We start from the raw sequence: 17,470 nt of genomic DNA, 5'->3' as shown, positions 1-17,470 counted from the left end.
GCGATCCTGATTAGTCGTCGGCAGCATCGGAGTCGTCGAGATCAAATTCTTCATCGTCTTCTTCCGTAAAAATGTCATACACATCTACGCTGTCTGCTTCTTCGTCATCGAGTGGCACCAATTGTTCTTCCCAATCATCGGCTTGATCAGCAGCCAGGCTAAGAACGTCGAAAAGCTTGTCAAAGTCGGTGAACGTGCCCAACTCGAGTATTTCGCTAGCTTCTTCAGTTAGTTCAGCAGCAACGTCGAAAAAGAGACGCTCGTGGTCTTCCTCAGACAAAGCATCTTCGCCATTCGGGCTCCACAGTTCTTCGATGGCTTGATCCACGAGCTCATCAAAGCTTTCACCAAAAGCAACGAACGTCACCATGGCTGTCGGCTCACCGTCAACGACTTCAACGACCACCTGAAGCTCAGAATTTGCAGCAACTTCCGCATGAACCATATGGGGGTTTTGGGGATTTTGGAAGAAGTCAAGATCCTCAATACGCTCATCTGTTGCATCGAGCAGATCACGCAAAACAGTGACGATCTGGTCAGTAGCAACATGCTCAGCCACAGTCTTTACGGCATCTTTCACGGAAAAGACAACCGAGACAAGAGCCGCCTCAAAGTTCTCATCGTCCTCATCAACATCCGCTGCAGCAATATATACATTGGCTGCTGGCATTAGCGGATCAATCTCAACGAACTGAATCTCCAGATCAGAGGTAATCGGTACGAACATGACGTCGTCATGTACTCGAGACTCCAAACCCTCTTTGTCTAGGGCCGCAGCAATATCCTCGAAAAAGCTCATGTATTGGTCCACCTTTCTGAACTTGCTCCAAGCCTAGCTAAAGAATTCGGCTGCAGCGACTAGAGCAGCTTCTCGCTCCTTTTTGTCGTGGTGCGGACACGAGGTGCACATGCCGGCGATGGGCGAATGAAAGATCATGCAGCAGGAACTTCTGTGGGCTACCAGATAATCTGGCTCTTCCTCTCCTAGCGAGCAGATCTGGCTATCCACGATGTGCTCTATTCGCGCAGCGGGAACAGCAACTCCTGCTCCCTCACTGAGTCCCGTGACTAATTCTGTGGCTATCTTCACCGCACGACGTGTTTCCAGTTCATCGTTTCCCGCGGCCATGGCCGGCTGTACCAGGCCGTCCGCAATCACCGCCCACAACGGCGCCGGGCGTAGATCGGCTTGCTTGCACAGCGTATCGACGAGCGGACCTAACGCCTTTCCTAGCGCCGCACTCGCTGCACGGTAGCTTTCCGTACATGACTGCGGGCGCCACCCGTACCAATACCCCGGCGCGAACTCCGGATCATCACGGCGAAAAAGAATGCCACTATCTGGTTCCAAGTTCACTGCCATGCCTGTAGACACCATCATCATCACTGAAGGCGCCACTATGTCCCCCATCAACGTATAGAGCCATAGCTGCCCACAATGCTTGGGTGTTGTAAGCGTAAAAATGTCTTTCGCTGCAGTTAAGGCATCACACACAGTGGACGGCGAACATAATTCAGAAAACGTGATCTGGTGGTGCGTCGGGGTCACGGCAGGAATGAGTCTAGGGTGTTCGGCGCAGATTCGGTCGAGTGCCCCCTCCACCTTCCTACTCATCGATGGCGTCACAACGTTCCTTCTTCTAGCTCCAACGGGTCAAACCGCGTAGGACCGGTGTCTAAGCCCAACGCTTGCAAGAGATCAGGTCGGCCAGTCCCCCACTCGGTCATATCGTATCCGGACCATGCTTGCCGATAGTTCTGTTCCGGGTCATAGACCAACCGATTTTCTCGGTCAAAAACCATCGTCGCGCGCCCTGGTAAGTAATCTCCAGCAAGACGATATTGCGGCCAGGTGGCTCCGGGATCGCCTTGGTGCATAAAGTTTCCCCACATCGTTTGCATGTGTTCCCGCAGCGCGTCCATTTCTGCGCGCGGAGTAAATACAGTGAGCCCTGACATTCTTGAAGCACTGGTATCTCCAAAAATAGATGTGAGCTCGCTCGAGTGCATGGCCCCCAAACCGAGCCAGCGTAAAAGCGCCGGAGCGAAATCAAAACGATACATCCACGTAGCGGCCACCTGTTGATGTGTCTCTGCCACCCGCAGGCTGGGCGCCCAGAAGACGCCGTCGGCAAGCAAACGCGCAAAATCGCTTCGACGTGCCCCGTAATCGTATGCAGCAAGTACTGCGTCAGCACCCTGAGGATCGAAGACGCGTAGGAAGCGATCAGCTGCCCGCGCGCGTGCTGTTGACCGCAGATAAAAGCCTTTAGCAAAAGAGGTTTCGTCCACATTCGTTCCGACAATCAAAGGAACTTTATGTTGTTGTCCAGAAGCAAAAACGTCCAGGGGGTGCGCAAACAACGTGGTTCCGTCGACGGTGGGCGCGTAACAGGAATTGAGATAAAAAAGCTCGCGAGTTCGCCACATCATGGATTGCCCGGCGCGCACGATGTCGGCGACTGGGCGCTGTCGCAGGCTAGCGAGGGTCTTTTCCCCTCCTAGTCGCGAAGCTAGTTCGTTCGCCCATAGGACGGACTGGGCGCGTGAATGTATGGCGGCGATAGGAGGGGATTGTGCGATTACTCGGTGAAAGAGTCCTGCTGCCGACGGCACGCACATGAGGGTCAGCGCTGCTGCCCCGCCTGCTGATTCTCCCATCAAGGTGATGTTGTTGGGGTCGCCGCCAAAACGTTCGATGTTGTGGCGGATCCATTTCAGGGCCAGGAGTTGGTCGAGTATCGCAGGGTTGGCAACGCAGTCATCTCCTAGCGACCGCATATCGAGGTATCCCAAAGCTCCTAAGCGGAAATTGATGGATACGTAGACGACGTTCATGGATTGAACAAGAACGTGTCCTCTTAAAAGTTGCTCGTGAGAGGAACCTACGATGAACGATCCGCCGTGCAGGTATACGACTACGGGAAGCACCTGTGGTGTGTCGGGACGAACTATATCGAGGTTGAGGCAATCCTCGTCGCCCCGGATTTTATCCGAGGGTCCATATGTTGCTTGCGGGGCGACGTTGCCATAAGCCACGCATTCGCGTTCCCCTGTCCACGAGTCCATTGGCCGAGGTGCACGGAATCTTTCGGCTTTCCCGTAGGGCACGCCACGCCACGTAAGCACGCCTGTTCCTTCTTCCACACCGATGGTTGTTGTTCCCATAATCGTTCCGGAGGAAACATCGACTCGGAGACGCTGGGCGCTGGCTGCACTCATGTGTTCTACAGTAGGGGACATGGTTAATCACGTCGACCGCGATACAAAACTGTGTATTTCCCTCGCTGCCCGTCCGTCTCATCACGGTGTGCGATTCCACAACTGGCTCTATGAGCGATTGGGGCTGAACTTTGTGTACAAGGCGATAGCCCCTTTGGATATTACTGCTGCCGTGGCTGGTATCCGAGGTCTTGATATTCGTGGGGCTGGTGTTTCTATGCCTTATAAGCAAGATGTCATTCCGCTTATTGATTCCCTCCACCCGTCCGCTGAGCGCATCAATGCGGTTAATACCATTGTCAACGACAACGGAGTGCTTACCGGCTATAACACCGACTATGTGGCGGTCGCGTCCTTGCTGCGTTCGCATGACGTCTCTCCTACTTTGTCTGTGGCTGTCCGAGGCTCTGGCGGTATGGCTAATGCTGTTGTTGCCGCTCTTGCCGACCACGGATTGGTGGGCACTGTAGTCGCGCGTAACTCCGTCACCGGCGAGGCCCTCGCGCAGCAATACGGGTGGAGCTATGCAGAAAGCGTTCCGTACGATAGCGAGATGCTGGTGAATGTGACGCCGCTGGGGATGACAGGCGACGACCACGATGTGCAAGCTTTCACTGATGAGGAGATCAGTGCTGCCTCCCTTATTTTGATGTCGTTGCTTATCCCGTGGAGACCCCTCTGGTGCTCGCTGCACAGCGACTAGGAAAGCGGGTCATCAACGGCAGCGAAGTAGTCGCGCTTCAGGCTGCCGAACAGTTCGCTCTATACACAGGAATCCAGCCGAGTTTGGCAGATGTTGAAGAGGCCGAACGATACGCGCAATCGCCCGCGTGAGTCGGCTTGCACGCGTCATAATTTTTCGGCTTGCATGCAGCTCTTGCACGCAAGATCCCGCAAGCAGATAACGATTGCTGTTCCAATTGTGGCTATATCGTGATCTAGTTTTTGGAACATCTCGCCACACGAGCCGTTAAAAACAATGGATACTTAATCCATATTTCGCCCATATACCGTAAGGATTGGAATCAATGAGAATTGTGAACAAAGCCATTACCTCTGTCACCGACAAGGTGCTGTTTAGAGGTAAAGATAGCGACCAGCCGATCACTGATACTTATGGCTCCGATCCCCAAGCCTTGGCCAACGAAACTGGCCCAGCAGGACGCGTCCTTATCAAGGCCCTCGACAAAGCGGTGCATTTACAGTCCTCAGCTATTACGGGCTATGTGGATTGGTTGCGTTCTCGTAATCCTGAGGCCAGCCCTCAAGAGATTCAGCGTCTCATGGACAAGCACTTCATGAGGCTTGCGACTGGCACCGGCGCCGGGGCTGGAATCGCAGCCGCTGTTCCGGGTATTGGTTTTATCACCGGAGCGGTGGCAGTAAGCGCGGAATCGCTTGTCTTCCTCGACGCGGCCGCCTTCTACACTGTGGCGTCCGCGTACTTGCGCGGCGGCGATATCCTCGACCCTGAACGTCGAAAAGCTCTTATCCTCGTAGCGATCCTGGGTTCCGCGGGCTCTGCCCTTGCCGACGCCTCCATCAATGCCGGTAACTCCGTCGCCGCGATCTCACGCTTATCGGTTCGCAACCTGGGAGAAGTGAACAACCAGCTTCTGCGAATGGCCCTTAACCAGGTGTCCAAGCGGCTCAGGACAGCATGGATCGGAAAGATCATGCCCATGGGTGTGGGAGCGGTACTTGGTACCGTGGCCAATCGCAAACTTGCTTCCAAAGTGGTAAATAACACCAATGAGTCTCTGGGGCCACTCCCCGCGGCTTTTAGTTCCCCTGCTCCGAACAAAGATTCCGTTCCAGAACCCACAGAGATTGCAGCTGCGGCGTTGAAGGACTAACGCACAAAGGACCCACGCTACTATGACGCCCAACGTTGGCCGCACTCTCCTAGCCACGTTGTGGCGTCAACCCGTCGTTGTGATCGCGGCGATCCTTTCGACGGTGTTTACTACGCTTTTCGACGCCACCATCCCCCTCCTAGCCGGCTCCGCAGTCGATGCAGCTACGGGCTCCGCAAAGCACTCAGTATCCGCGGTCGTGTGGGCTCTGATCGCTGTGGCGTTATCTCGGTACGTGTTCCAGTTCGGCCGTCGTTATTTTGCGGGTGTTCTATCCAACTCTTTCCAGCACGGCCTCCGCATTGATGTTCTGCGATCGCTTCAGCTTCTCGACGGCCCCCGCCAAGACCAACTCATCACCGGACAAGTAGTTTCTCGATCCATTTCGGATCTCAACCTCGTGCAAGCCATGGTGGCCATGTTTCCGATTCTCCTTGGCCACTTCCTCAAGATCGCTATTACATTAATCATCCTGGCGTGGATTAACCCGTGGCTGATGCTTATCGCTGTGGTGTCCATTCCGCCACTGGTCTGGTTATCGCTTCGCTCCCGCTCCACGCTTTTTGCCGCGACATGGTCGGCGCAACAATCGGTGGCAAACTTGGCCACGCACATAGAAGAAACCATCACGGGTGTTCGCGTAGTCAAAGCCTTTGCACAAGAAGACCGCGAAGTCGCCACCTTAGATGCGCTGAGTAGGAGGGTTTATTCCGAGCAAATGCGCTCTGCCCGCTTAACTGCTCGCTTTAAACCTTTCGTCCAACAACTCCCCAACATTGCGCTAGTGCTGGGCATTGGTCTCGGCGGTTTCCTCGCGTTGCGCGGCCACATTACTATCGGGTCTTTTCTTGCGTTCAGCGCTTATCTGACTTCTATGACCGCAGTCGTGTCCATGCTTGCAGGGATGGTGATCCAGGTCCAGCTTGGACTGAGCTCTTTTGACAGAGTGATGGACGTTATTAATTTAAAGCCGGAAGCCCCAGAACCGGATCACCCCGTTGCCATCCCCGAGGGCCCCTTAGGGATAGAGTGCGACTCCGTCAGCTTTGACGGAATACTCAAAGACTTTTCCTTATCTGTGTCCGCTGGCGAAACAGTGTCTCTGGTTGGTCCGCCGGGGTCCGGCAAAACAATGCTTGTCCAGCTGCTCACGGGCTTTTATAGGCCCGCCGCCGGATCCCTGCGAGTAGGAGGGGTGGATTATTCCGACATCTCCCGCCCAGACCTCCGCGCCGCCATAGGCTGCGTTTTTGATGAACCTTTCCTCTATTCTGCGACTATCCGCGACAACATCGACATGGGGCGAGGGCTAAGCGATGCAGACATAATCCAGGCGATTCGGTGGGCCCAGGCGGAAGATTTTATTTCCGCGCTGCCCCAAGGCATTGATCAGATCGTCGGCGAGCGCGGCCTGACGCTATCAGGCGGTCAACGCCAACGCATCGCGATAGCCCGCGCCTTGGTCACGCGCCCGCGCGTGCTCATTCTCGACGACGCAACCTCTGCCATCGACGCTTCTACAGAGCGTGCGATCTTCCGTGCCATCCACTCAGAGCTGCCAGGCACCACCATCCTTACAGTGGCGCATCGCCATTCCACTCTGGTCTTTTCTGATCGCATCGCACTCGTGGAGGACGGCCGAGTGACGCGAGTAGGAGATGGGGAGGAAATGCGCGGGGATGCACAGTTCGCCCATTTGATGGACCTCTCCTCTCCTACGGACAAAAGCAACGAGGAGGGAGTCAGTGTTCCCTTTGATTCTGGTGCTGAGCCCGACTGGGATGCGCTGTGGCCCACACCAGTGGCGGAGACGGATGAGCGTTTGACGATGAGCTCCTCGGCCATTCGTGCCGCTGCTTCTTCGGCGGGGGCTAAACCGGGAGGCCGAGGAGGCCGCTCTGCTGCGGCAGCTATGCCGGCGACCCCGGAGCTGCTTGCGCGCGTTGATGCGTTGCCGCGGGCGTCGGAAAGCCCTGGCCCACCTCCTACGGACGAGCTGAGTCGGGTGTCCGCGCATCAGCTTTTCGGGTCGGTGCGGCTGCTTATTCTTCTTGTTGTTGGCCTTTATATTGTTGGGGTTGCCGCTGGTCTTGCTATTCCCACGCTGGTGCGCCGGGCTATCGACGATGGCGTGACCATGGGTAATGCGAGCGTGCTCTGGGAAGTCATCGCCATCGGCCTCACGGTCGTCGTTATTGCATGGTGTGCAGACATAGCCACCACGATTCTTACCGCGCGTACGGGAGAACGTCTTCTGTATCACCTCAGGGTCCGCTCCTACGCGCACCTGCAAAAACTGGGGATGGATTATTACGAGACCACGATGTCGGGAACCATCATGACGAGGATGACCACCGACATCGACGCGCTCAACTCCTTCCTACAGACTAGTTTGGCGCAGACCGTGGTCTCGCTGACCACGCTGATAGGGATCCTCGTGCTACTGGGGTTCACCAACGTCACACTCTTTCTTATCGCGTTAGTAGGAGTGCCGGTGGTTGCCGTCGCCACGTTCTTCTTCCGGCGCATCTCGTCACAGCTCTACACCAAAGCGCGCGAGGAAATCAGCAGTGTCAACGCCATGTTCCAGGAATCCATGAACGGCCTCAAAGCTTCCCAGATGGCAGGCATGGAGGAGTACACCATTGCGCGCTTCGCCCGTCGTGCAGCAGCGTATCGACGCACTCGCATCCAGTCGCAAACTGCCGTCGCCGTCTATTTTCCTGGTATCAATGCGGTCAGCGAGCTCTTACAGGCAGCCGTGCTTGCGGTAGGTACACAGCTTGTTATTAGTGGACAGATCAAGGCCGGAGTACTTGTTGCCTTCCTGCTCTACCTCGACAGGCTTTATACTCCCATCCAGCACTTGTCGCAGGTCTTTGATTCTTATCAGCAGGCCCAAGTTGGTTTTTGTCGCATCTCCTCTCTCCTAGCGACACAACCATCCGTGTCGCTAGGAGGGGATCAGCGCGTCGAGGCGGCAGGGCCGATTGAATTCTCCGATGTCTCTTTCTCCTACTCGCCAGATGCTGAAGTCATACGTAATTTTCATGCTCGATTTGAGTCAGGAAGCACGGTGGCTGTGGTCGGCCCGACTGGCGCGGGAAAATCCACGGCCATCAAATTAGTGGAACGGTTTTACGACCCCACCCGGGGATCTGTCTCTTCCTCGGGGACGGATCTGCGGGAACTTCCGCTTATCCGATGGCGGCAGCGCGTGGGTTTTGTCCCCCAAGAGGCGCATCTCTTTGCAGGAACAGTGGCCGATAACATCGCGTATGGACGTCCCGACGCATCGCAACAAGAAATCACCGACGCGGCGCGGCGGGTCGGAGCGCTCACCGCAATTGCTGCCATCACGGGAGGTTTCCACGCGCGCGTAGGAGAACGGGGGCGTGGATTATCCTCCGGGCAGCGTCAGCTCATTGCGCTTGCCCGCGCAGAGATGATCGAGCCTGATGTCTTGCTTCTCGACGAAGCAACCGCAACGTTAGATCCGGCAACGGAGGCGACGATCCTGAAAGCGTCGGAACGCCTTACCCGCAACCGAACGTCCATCATCATCGCGCATCGCCTTGCCACAGCGGCGAAGGCCGACCGGATACTAGTTGTTGACAAGGGCACAATTGTGGAGGAAGGAACCCACGACCAGCTCCGCACTTTTGGGGGTATTTACTCCAGAATGTGGGCGCATGGAGAAGGAGGATTACGCAGTTAGACGCCTTTATGCGGTGATGTTTCCAGCTGTTTCCTCCCAAGAACGAAAAACTTTCCTGTGGATTTCGTCGTTGAGGGGAGAAACTGGTTAGCCTATATAAAAGCTATTACAGTGTGAATAGACGTAAGTAATCTCACAAAGAAATGAGGCGAGCACCTGCAGTGAGCAGCGCTAGTACTTTCGGCCAGAATGATTGGCTGGTAGACGAGATGTTCCAGCAGTTCCAGAAGGATCCGCAGTCCGTAGATAAGGAATGGCGCGAACTTTTCGAAGAGCAGGGTGCACCCAAGAAATCGGGCACTCCCACAGAGAACACGTCCACTCAGCCCACCCCTTCGGCGAAGAAATCCGCTGAAGTCGCAGCTAAGAGCGAGAATAAACCAGCTCAGGCGGCTGCCAAAGACCCTAAGCCCGAGAAAAAAGTGAAGAAAACTCAACCTTCCCCGCTAGAGCGCACAGGCGAGATGCCCCAAGCCGGCGAACAAACGCTAAAAGGCATCTACAAGGCTATCGCCAAAAACATGGATGAGTCGCTCGAGGTTCCCACGGCAACCTCGGTTCGCGATATGCCTGTCAAGCTCATGTTTGAAAACCGGGCAATTATTAATGAGCATCTCAAGCGCACCAAGGGCGAAAAGGTCTCATTCACACACATCATCAGTTATGCAGTGGTCAAGGCGACCATGGCACATCCCGATATGAACAACTATTACTCAGTTGTTGACGGCAAGCCCACACTTCATACGCCTGAGCACATCAATATGGGTCTAGCCATCGATGTGCAGCAAAAAAATGGCATGCGTGCGCTCGTCGTAGCAGCCATCAAGGAGGCGGAGAAGCTCTCCTTCTCCGAGTTCGTCGCCAAATATGAGGACATCGTCGCACGCTCTCGCGTGGGCAAGCTCACCATGGATGATTACTCCGGTGTGACGATCTCCCTGACCAACCCCGGTGGAATTGGTACCCGCCACTCTGTGCCTCGCCTTACCCAAGGCCAGGGCGCGATCATCGGCGTTGGATCAATGGACTACCCAGCAGAGTTCGCGGGGGCTTCCCAGGATCGCCTCGCCGAGCTTGGTGTGGGCAAGCTGGTGACTATTACGTCCACTTACGATCACCGCATCATCCAGGGCGCTGAGTCCGGTGAATTCCTCCGCACATTGAGCCAGCTATTCATCGACGATGCATTCTGGGACAGCATTTTTGAGTCCGTAGGCATCCCCTACTCTCCTATGCGCTGGGCTCAGGATCTTCCTAACACCGGCGTGGACAAGAACACCCGCGTTATGCAGCTCATTGAGGCATACCGTTCCCGCGGTCACCTCATCGCAGACACGAACCCCCTGCGTTGGCACCAGCCGGGTATGCCAGTACCAGATCACCGCGATCTCGATATTGCTACCCACGGCCTCACATTGTGGGATCTTGACCGCACCTTCAACGTCGGCGGTTTCGGCGGCAAGGAAAGCATGACGCTGCGTGAGGTGCTCAGCAAGCTACACGCCGCATACACGCTCAAAGTTGGGTCCGAGTACACCCATATCCTCGACCGCGACGAGCGCCTCTGGCTCCAAGATCGCATCGAAGCCGGCATGCCTAAGTTCACGCAGCCGGAGCAGAAATACATCTTGCAGCAGCTCAACGCCGCACAGGCCTTTGAGGATTTCCTGCAAACCAAGTACGTCGGACAAAAGCGCTTCTCCCTCGAAGGTGCAGAAGCCCTTATCCCGCTCATGGACTCCTCTATCGATACCGCTGCAGGCCAGGGACTGGACGAAGTCGTTATCGGTATGCCTCACCGTGGCCGCCTCAACGTCCTCGTCAACGTAGTTGGAAAGCCGCTCGCTACTGTCTTCACCGAATTCGAAGGGCACATCGAGCCTAAGGCTGCCGGTGGTTCCGGTGACGTCAAATACCACCTTGGAGCAGAGGGTAACCACATCCAGATGTTTGGCGACAACGAGATCAAGGTCTCACTTGCCGCTAACCCTTCACACCTCGAAGCCGTCGATCCGGTTTTGGAAGGAATCGCCCGCGCCAAGCAAGACATCCTAGACAAGGGCAAGGATGGATACTCCGTCATGCCCATGATGCTCCACGGCGATGCAGCTTTTGCAGGTCTTGGCATTGTTCAGGAAACCTTGAACCTCGCACAACTGCGCGGTTACACCGTCGGCGGCACCGTTCACATCGTTGTGAACAACCAAATCGGTTTCACCACCACACCAGATTCTGCACGTTCTAGCCACTACGCCACTGACTTGGCTAAGGCTTATGGCTGCCCCGTCTTCCACGTTAACGGCGACGACCCCGAGGCAGTCGTATGGGTGGGCAAGCTGGCTACCGAATACCGTCGCGAGTTTGGCAAAGACGTCTTCATCGACATGATCTCCTACCGCCGGCGCGGACACAACGAAGCCGACGACCCATCGATGACGCAGCCAGAGATGTACAAGCTTATCGACGCTCGCAAGACCGTCCGTGAGCAGTACAAGGAAAACCTCCTGGGCCGCGGCGAACTCACCGCCGAGGACGCAGAAAAGGTCCAGCGCGACTTCCACGACCAGATGGAATCCATCTTCAACGATGTCAAAGAATCCGAGAAGAAGCCCTTTGAAGCACAGGCGGGTATTACCGCTTCTCAGCAGGTTCCTCACGGCTTGGAAACCAACATCTCGCGCGAAGACCTCGTGGAGATTGCGCAGGCCTACGCCACCGCGCCAGAGGGCTTCGAGTTCCACCCACGCGTGGCACCAGTAGCACAAAAGCGCCTGGACTCTGCGCACAACGGTGGAATCGACTGGGGTTGGGCCGAGCTTATCGCTTTCGGTTCCCTCGCTGCCGGCGGCAAATTTGTGAGGTTGACGGGTGAAGACTCCCGACGCGGCACCTTCACCCAGCGCCACGCAGTGGTCTCCGATCCTCGCAACGGCACAGAGTTCAACGGGCTCAATGAGCTCGCTGAGCGTAAGGGCAACGGCGGCAAGTTCCTCGTCTATAACTCCGCCCTCACCGAATTCGCAGGTATGGGCTTTGAGTACGGCTACTCCGTAGGAAACGGCGAAGCAGTAGTCGCCTGGGAAGCGCAATTCGGCGATTTTGCTAACGGCGCACAAACCATCATCGATGAGTATGTCTCCTCGGGTGAGGCGAAGTGGGGACAAACATCCTCATTGATCCTCCTACTCCCGCACGGTTACGAGGGCCAAGGCCCCGATCACTCTTCTGCACGAATCGAACGCTATCTGCAACTCAGCGCCGAAGGAACCATGACCGTAGCTCAGCCGACTACCCCGGCTAACTACTTCCACCTCCTGCGTCGCCACGCACTTGGCGGACTCAAGCGTCCGTTGATCGTGTTCAGCCCCAAGTCCATGCTGCGCATGAAGGCCGCTACCTCCGATGTCTCCGACTTCACCGAGGTAAAGAAATTCCAGTCAGTGATCAACGACCCACGGTTTACCGACGGCAACCTTGATCCATCCAAGGTCAAGAAGATCATGCTGGTGTCCGGCAAGCTCTACTACGACCTTGCCAAGCGCGTTGAAAAGGACAAGCGCGAAGACGTGGCAATAGTTCGCATCGAAATGCTGCACCCGATTCCGTTCAACCGTCTGCGCGACGCATTCAACTACTACCCGAATGTCGACGAGATCCGCTTCTGCCAGGACGAGCCCGCTAACCAGGGACCGTGGCCATTCCTCCACGAGCACCTTCCTGAGCTCATCCCGGATATGCCACCGATGAAGCGCGTTTCCCGTCGTGCTCAGGCATCAACGGCAACCGGATTGAACAAGATCCACGCAGTTGAGCAAAGCCAGCTTCTCGACGAAGCATTCGCCGACTAGCCGCAAAGCACAATAAGGTGTGAGGTACGGATTCGTACCTCACACCTTATTTTTGTGATATTGATCTAAAGCTTGGCGTCTTTGAGGAACTTCTCCACCGGTGCGGAGGCGCTCATGCCTTGTTCCGCTTCCTCCACGAGCTTTTCCAATTTCTCTGTGGACAGCGAGCCTGACACGAGATTCAAGATATTGCGGTTTTCCCTGGTAAACACTGGTTCGCGATACACCGGCACAAGATTCTCAGGTAGCTCCGGAGTCTCATCCTCGCAGCCAATGGTGTTACTAGGATCGGTGGCATTCACATTATTTCCTAGCGACGCCATCATTTCCGAGTACACAGTTTCTCGCCACTGATCGGTGGTGGAGGCCCCTTTGTTTTTGACGTAGTCGTCGGAAAGCTCCCGCGCTCGATGCGAATTAGCCAAGGTAAGAATCTTTCCGGTACAGCTGATATACAAATCAGCTTCCCCCTGGGAGATCAACCGCAGCGGATCCGTCTGAGATGTCGTCGCCGATACTCTAATCACAGCTTCTCGCCCGGCATGCTGAAGCGCCTGGCTATAAGCTTCTCCCAAAACGACTTGCTCCCAAGAGCCGGGGTCGACCGCAATCACTATCACTTTATGCTGGTCCGGTATGGGATCTGCGTTTGGTTCAAAGCGGGAGCATCCGGTTAATGCGACAACACCCACAAGTAGCGATCCAATTAATTCTGCTCGACGGCTCATATGTGTTCAGGAGGCCTTTCATCCACGTGACTAGGAAAGGGGGCTTTGGGAGAGTTTAGCTTGCTTTAGTAAATATCCCAGCCCTCTCCCCTCTCCTAGTCGCGGGAACCCTAGAGCACCCTTGAAGTTGTCGAATTCGTTTAAGCACGTAGACTGGTAAACCATGAGTCAAGTGACACGAGTGTACGCCGGCCGCCTCGCCGGAATGGTAGTGCGCGGACCAGACACAGATGTTATTGGTCGAGTCCGTGACGTGGTCGTTAACGTTCGCCCTAGCGGCCACATGTCACGGGTCCTGGGGCTTGTGGTGGAAATGATGAATAATCGAAGAATCTTTCTGCCCATGCTGCGCGTCGCGGCTATCGAACCACAGGAGATCAACCTCGTTTCTGGTTCGGTTTCATTGCGTGGTTATAAACCTCGGCATGGTGAAGTCGCTGTGGTCGGCGACATCATCGGCTCCAAAGTTCATGTTGATGACCCCGAACTTGATCAATTACATGGCCGTCCGGTCGAGGTCGCGGACGTAGAACTAGAGCGCACCCGAACTCGCGACTGGGCTATCTCTCGTGTCGCAGTGATCGGCGAGCGACCCAAATTTGGCCGTCGTCCCGATCTCTTTACCGTTCCGTGGTCCCACGTGCACGGCATTTCTGCTGCTGGCGTAGGCCTTTCCGATGCCGCGGCCGAGCTTATAGCGGGCTTTGAGGATATGCGGCCTGCGGACGTCGCCACGGTGCTTTATAAGCTTCCAGAGCGCCAGCGTGTCACTGTGGCCAGCGAGCTTGACGACGATCGCCTCGCCGACGTGCTCCAAGAAATGTCAGAGGATCGGCAGGCCGAACTCCTTGAGACCCTCGACATCGAGCGTGCTGCAGATGTTCTTGAGGAGATGGATCCTGACGACGCCGCCGACCTCCTAGGCGAACTCCCCGACGACAAAGCAGACGTTCTCCTAGAGCTCATGGATCCAGAAGAATCCGCTCCGGTTCGCCGACTCATGAGCTTCAGCCCCGACACCGTGGGCGCACTCATGACCCCCGAACCGCTCATTCTTGCGCCCCAAACGACGGTCGCTGAGGCTCTCGCCCTTGCGCGGAACCCCGATCTTCCAACGTCCTTGGCGTCCTTGGTGTTCGTCGTCCGCCCTCCTACTGCCACGCCCACCGGAAAATATCTCGGATGCGTGCACTTGCAAAAACTTTTGCGAGAACCCCCCAGCGCCCTGATCTCCGGCATCCTCGACCCCGATCTCCCGCCGCTCTACGCCAGCGATTCTCAGGAAACCGCCGCGCGGTACTTCGCCACCTACAATTTGGTGTGCGGTCCGGTGGTTGACGACGAAAACCACCTCCTAGGCGCGGTGGCCGTCGATGACCTTCTCGACCACCTCCTACCGGATGACTGGCGAGAAACCGGGATCCGCCCCGTAACACCCATCTCTAAAGAGGGCTAGCCCATGGCAGAATACAATCGCTCTGACCTTGACACGCCCTTTTTAAAGAAGCGCCGCAGATTCCTTAAGCTTGACGACGACACCGTCGGCGCCTACGCCGAAAAAGTGGCACGGTTCTTTGGAACCGGCACCTACCTCATGTGGCAAACCATCTTCGTTGCCGTCTGGGTGGTGCTCAACTGTGGAGTCTTTGTCTGGCAATGGGACCCCTATCCCTTCATCTTGCTCAACCTCGCGTTTTCTACGCAGGCTGCGTACGCGGCCCCTCTCATCCTCCTAGCGCAAAATCGGCAAGAGGATCGGGACCGTGTGTCCTTGAACGAGGATCGTCGTCGAGCTTTTGAGACAAAGGCCGACACCGAGTTCATCACGCGAGAGCTTGCCGGCTTGCGTCTGGCAGTTGGCGACATGGTCTCCCGCGATTATTTACGGCACGAGCTTGAAGATCTTCACAACATGCTCGAACGCCTTGAGGCAAAGCTTGACGACGAAGCAGCGTCGCGAATCGCCCTCATCCACGAGCTCAACGACACCGGCCACGAGGAAATATCCGATCCTACTCAAGGCGATCTCTACGACGACGAGAAGAACGACTACAAATAAAAACAATGACTACTCAACATAATCTTTCTGAATCCGCCGTGCGCGCAGCCCTCGCACGCGTCGAAGACCCCGAGATTGGCCGTCCCATCACTGAGATCGGAATGGTGAAATCCATTGTGATCAGCGGAAACGACGTGCACGTCGAGATTTATCTGACCATTGCCGCTTGCCCGATGAAGAGCACCCTCACAGAAAATACTCGCGCAGTTCTTGAAGAGCTTCCGGGAGTAGGAGAGGTGAGTGTGAGCACCGACGTCATGTCCGATGACCAACGTCGAGAACTCCGCCAAACACTGCGCGGCAGCACTGAAGAACCCGTCATCCCCTTCGCACAACCTGATTCGACTACCCGAGTCTTCGCGGTGGCGTCAGGCAAAGGCGGCGTAGGAAAGTCGTCTATGACGGTGAACCTCGCCACGGCTTTGGCGTCGAAAGGCTTAAAAGTAGGTGTTCTCGACGCAGACATCTACGGCCACTCGGTCCCCGGCATGTTGGGCTCCGAGGACCGGCCGCATGCTGTAGACGACATGATCATGCCGCCGCAGGCTCACGGGGTGAAGCTGATTTCGATTGCTCACTTCGTGGAAGGAAACGCCCCTGTTGTTTGGCGTGGCCCTATGCTGCATCGTGCGATACAGCAGTTCCTAGCAGATGTTTTCTGGGGCGACCTAGACATCCTCCTACTCGATCTCCCGCCAGGAACAGGTGATATCGCCATCTCGGTGGCCCAACTCGTTCCTAACGCCGAGCTTCTCGTTGTCACCACACCGCAGGCGGCTGCGGCGGAGGTGGCTGAGCGTGCTGGGTCGATAAGCATTCAAACGCATCAGCGCATCGCCGGGGTCATCGAAAACATGTCTGCCATGGTGCTTCCCGACGGCACCGTCATGGACGTGTTCGGGAGCGGCGGCGGCGAAGCGATGGCTGAGCGGCTGCGGACGCTCACTGGAGCAAACGTCCCTCTCCTAGGCAGCGTGCCCCTCGATCCCCGACTGCGCGAAGGCGGGGACGCCGGCGTGCCCCTTGCGCTAGGAGCTCCGGACTCCCCCGCTGGACAAGCGATTCATGCGATTGCAGACAAGCTCGTGGTCCGAAGAGAATCCCTTGCAGGTAAATCCCTTGGTTTGGGAGTCACTAGGAAGGGTTAAGTAATATCGTCCCAGCTAAAGCCCTGCTTTGGCTGGGGTTTTTGTATTTCTGGGGCCGGCGGAGTGTGAGGCTTTTCGACGCCCGCCTGCTGTTCACGATACGCCTGCCCTGCGGTGTCATCTTCCATGATTTTTTTCGGGTCAAAGGTATCCATGAATTCCTGGTCGCCGTCGAAAAGCGCTTTTGTCAACGCTGCTTTTGGCCCCATGCGTTGGATAGAAGCCAATTTGTTGATTGGCTCCCGAAGCTCCTCAAAGTCAGCGCCAAAATCTCCGTTGAGCTCGGCTTTGGCATTGTGGATCGCTTTCTTTGCCGCATACGCGGCGGCGCGGACGTCTTCGATGACTTTGGGAAGACGCTCGGGCCCGATGATGATGAGGCCCAGCACTAGGAGAGTGATGATCTCGGGCCAACCGATGGAAGAAAACACACTTATACCTTAGCGGGAGTTCGGCTCATCAAGGTGTTTCAGCGCCGCCATTCGAGCATTGCGCAGGTTTTGGCTTGTTTTCCTAATGTTCCGGGCCATGCCATCGATCTTGTCTAGGAGGGTTTGCGGGGCAACAACCATGTCCTCCGCGTTGGGGCCCTCGGGGCAGGAGTGCGCTATCCCCTGCAGCTTGGCTAGGAGATCGGAGGAGGCCTTCATTTCTGAGTGCGTGGACCCACGGAGTCGGTCAGCGGCACGACGCTGCCTGTCGACCTCATCGCGGCATTCTTTGCAATGCACCAGATGTATTTTTGCGCGATGTGCTGCGGCGCTGCTGAGTTCGTCGTCGACAAGCGCGGCTACGGCTTCCGGGTTAAGATGCTCAACCGAGGCAAAGTGCCGAATTTTTTCGGCTCTACTGTTGCGGTGTCCATGGGTCACTCTTTCCACCTCCGCCTCG

General features: G+C 56.2%; 12 protein-coding genes and 1 pseudogene. 7 read left to right on the top strand and 6 right to left on the bottom strand.

Annotated features, from left to right (window positions below):
- Positions 1 to 10: 10 nt before the first annotated feature.
- The 3 genes from CBE74_RS17225 to CBE74_RS17215 are packed head-to-tail and all read right to left on the bottom strand — an operon-like array spanning position 11 to position 3,243.
- Positions 11 to 799 (bottom strand): hypothetical protein, encoded by a 789-nt coding sequence (locus tag CBE74_RS17225; protein ID WP_013911234.1) that lies wholly within the window; start codon positions 797 to 799, stop codon positions 11 to 13.
- 33 nt (positions 800 to 832) lie between these two features.
- Positions 833 to 1,627 carry a (2Fe-2S)-binding protein gene (locus CBE74_RS17220; protein ID WP_087453769.1) on the bottom strand — a complete coding sequence of 265 codons (795 nt, stop codon included), beginning with the start codon at positions 1,625 to 1,627 and terminating at the stop codon, positions 833 to 835.
- Entirely contained in the window at positions 1,624 to 3,243 is a 1,620-nt protein-coding gene (locus CBE74_RS17215; RefSeq protein ID WP_087453768.1) for a carboxylesterase/lipase family protein, read from the bottom strand. The genes CBE74_RS17220 and CBE74_RS17215 overlap by 4 nt, the downstream gene beginning before the upstream one ends.
- Here CBE74_RS17215 and CBE74_RS17210 point away from each other — a divergent pair.
- The 4 genes and pseudogenes from CBE74_RS17210 to CBE74_RS17195 all read left to right on the top strand — a co-directional run bounded on the left by CBE74_RS17210 (position 3,242) and on the right by CBE74_RS17195 (position 12,644).
- A pseudogene (locus tag CBE74_RS17210) lies at positions 3,242 to 4,056 on the top strand (shikimate 5-dehydrogenase). The gene CBE74_RS17215 and the pseudogene CBE74_RS17210 sit on opposite strands and share 2 nt — an antisense overlap.
- A 194-nt stretch (positions 4,057 to 4,250) precedes the next feature.
- Positions 4,251 to 5,078 carry a hypothetical protein gene (locus CBE74_RS17205; protein ID WP_087453767.1) on the top strand — a complete coding sequence of 276 codons (828 nt, stop codon included), beginning with the start codon at positions 4,251 to 4,253 and terminating at the stop codon, positions 5,076 to 5,078.
- Positions 5,079 to 5,100: 22 nt separating this feature from the next.
- Positions 5,101 to 8,796: an ABC transporter ATP-binding protein gene (locus CBE74_RS17200; protein ID WP_087453766.1), complete on the top strand. Its 3,696-nt coding sequence runs from the start codon at positions 5,101 to 5,103 to the stop codon at positions 8,794 to 8,796.
- Positions 8,797 to 8,957: 161 nt separating this feature from the next.
- The gene (locus tag CBE74_RS17195) at positions 8,958 to 12,644 is read left to right on the top strand and encodes a multifunctional oxoglutarate decarboxylase/oxoglutarate dehydrogenase thiamine pyrophosphate-binding subunit/dihydrolipoyllysine-residue succinyltransferase subunit (protein WP_087453765.1); all 3,687 of its coding nucleotides are present in this window, start codon (positions 8,958 to 8,960) and stop codon (positions 12,642 to 12,644) included.
- Between the two features lie 65 nt (positions 12,645 to 12,709).
- Here CBE74_RS17195 and CBE74_RS17190 read toward each other — a convergent pair whose 3' ends face one another.
- A complete protein-coding gene (locus tag CBE74_RS17190) occupies positions 12,710 to 13,372 on the bottom strand; it encodes a hypothetical protein (protein WP_087453764.1) in 663 nt (220 codons plus the stop codon).
- A gap of 163 nt (positions 13,373 to 13,535) precedes the next feature.
- Between CBE74_RS17190 and CBE74_RS17185 the strand changes: the two genes are divergently transcribed.
- The 3 genes from CBE74_RS17185 to CBE74_RS17175 are packed head-to-tail and all read left to right on the top strand — an operon-like array spanning position 13,536 to position 16,579.
- Positions 13,536 to 14,828 carry a magnesium transporter MgtE N-terminal domain-containing protein gene (locus CBE74_RS17185; RefSeq protein WP_087453763.1) on the top strand — a complete coding sequence of 431 codons (1,293 nt, stop codon included), beginning with the start codon at positions 13,536 to 13,538 and terminating at the stop codon, positions 14,826 to 14,828.
- Positions 14,829 to 14,831: 3 nt separating this feature from the next.
- A complete protein-coding gene (locus CBE74_RS17180; RefSeq protein ID WP_087453762.1) occupies positions 14,832 to 15,431 on the top strand; it encodes a DUF1003 domain-containing protein in 600 nt (199 codons plus the stop codon).
- A 5-nt stretch (positions 15,432 to 15,436) separates the two neighbouring features.
- Positions 15,437 to 16,579: an Mrp/NBP35 family ATP-binding protein gene (locus CBE74_RS17175; protein ID WP_087453761.1), complete on the top strand. Its 1,143-nt coding sequence runs from the start codon at positions 15,437 to 15,439 to the stop codon at positions 16,577 to 16,579.
- On the opposite strand, the gene tatB is transcribed toward CBE74_RS17175, so the two are convergent.
- Positions 16,576 to 17,010 carry a Sec-independent protein translocase subunit TatB gene (tatB, locus tag CBE74_RS17170; protein ID WP_134316007.1) on the bottom strand — a complete coding sequence of 145 codons (435 nt, stop codon included), beginning with the start codon at positions 17,008 to 17,010 and terminating at the stop codon, positions 16,576 to 16,578. The two genes, CBE74_RS17175 and tatB, sit on opposite strands and share 4 nt — an antisense overlap.
- Positions 17,011 to 17,019: 9 nt before the next feature.
- Positions 17,020 to 17,451, bottom strand: coding sequence for an anti-sigma factor family protein (locus CBE74_RS17165; RefSeq protein WP_087453760.1), 432 nt, complete (start codon positions 17,449 to 17,451; stop codon positions 17,020 to 17,022).
- Positions 17,452 to 17,470: the final 19 nt, after the last annotated feature.

This window comes from Corynebacterium silvaticum (assembly GCF_002162115.2).
GTDB classification, from domain to species: Bacteria; Actinomycetota; Actinomycetes; order Mycobacteriales; family Mycobacteriaceae; genus Corynebacterium; species Corynebacterium silvaticum.
Note: the sequence above shows the minus strand (reverse complement) of the source record. Positions and strands in the feature narration are given on the sequence as shown.

Bases quoted from the DNA above. Each gene is read 5' to 3' on its own strand.
- CBE74_RS17225 (WP_013911234.1), bottom strand. From the start codon at position 799: ATGAGCTTTTTCGAGGATATTGCTGCGGCCCTAGACAAAGAGGGTTTG.
- CBE74_RS17215 (WP_087453768.1), bottom strand. From the start codon at position 3,243: ATGTCCCCTACTGTAGAACACATGAGTGCAGCCAGCGCCCAGCGTCTC.
- CBE74_RS17205 (WP_087453767.1), top strand. From the start codon at position 4,251: ATGAGAATTGTGAACAAAGCCATTACCTCTGTCACCGACAAGGTGCTG.
- CBE74_RS17200 (WP_087453766.1), top strand. From the start codon at position 5,101: ATGACGCCCAACGTTGGCCGCACTCTCCTAGCCACGTTGTGGCGTCAA.
- CBE74_RS17190 (WP_087453764.1), bottom strand. From the start codon at position 13,372: ATGAGCCGTCGAGCAGAATTAATTGGATCGCTACTTGTGGGTGTTGTC.
- CBE74_RS17185 (WP_087453763.1), top strand. From the start codon at position 13,536: ATGAGTCAAGTGACACGAGTGTACGCCGGCCGCCTCGCCGGAATGGTA.
- CBE74_RS17180 (WP_087453762.1), top strand. From the start codon at position 14,832: ATGGCAGAATACAATCGCTCTGACCTTGACACGCCCTTTTTAAAGAAG.
- CBE74_RS17175 (WP_087453761.1), top strand. From the start codon at position 15,437: ATGACTACTCAACATAATCTTTCTGAATCCGCCGTGCGCGCAGCCCTC.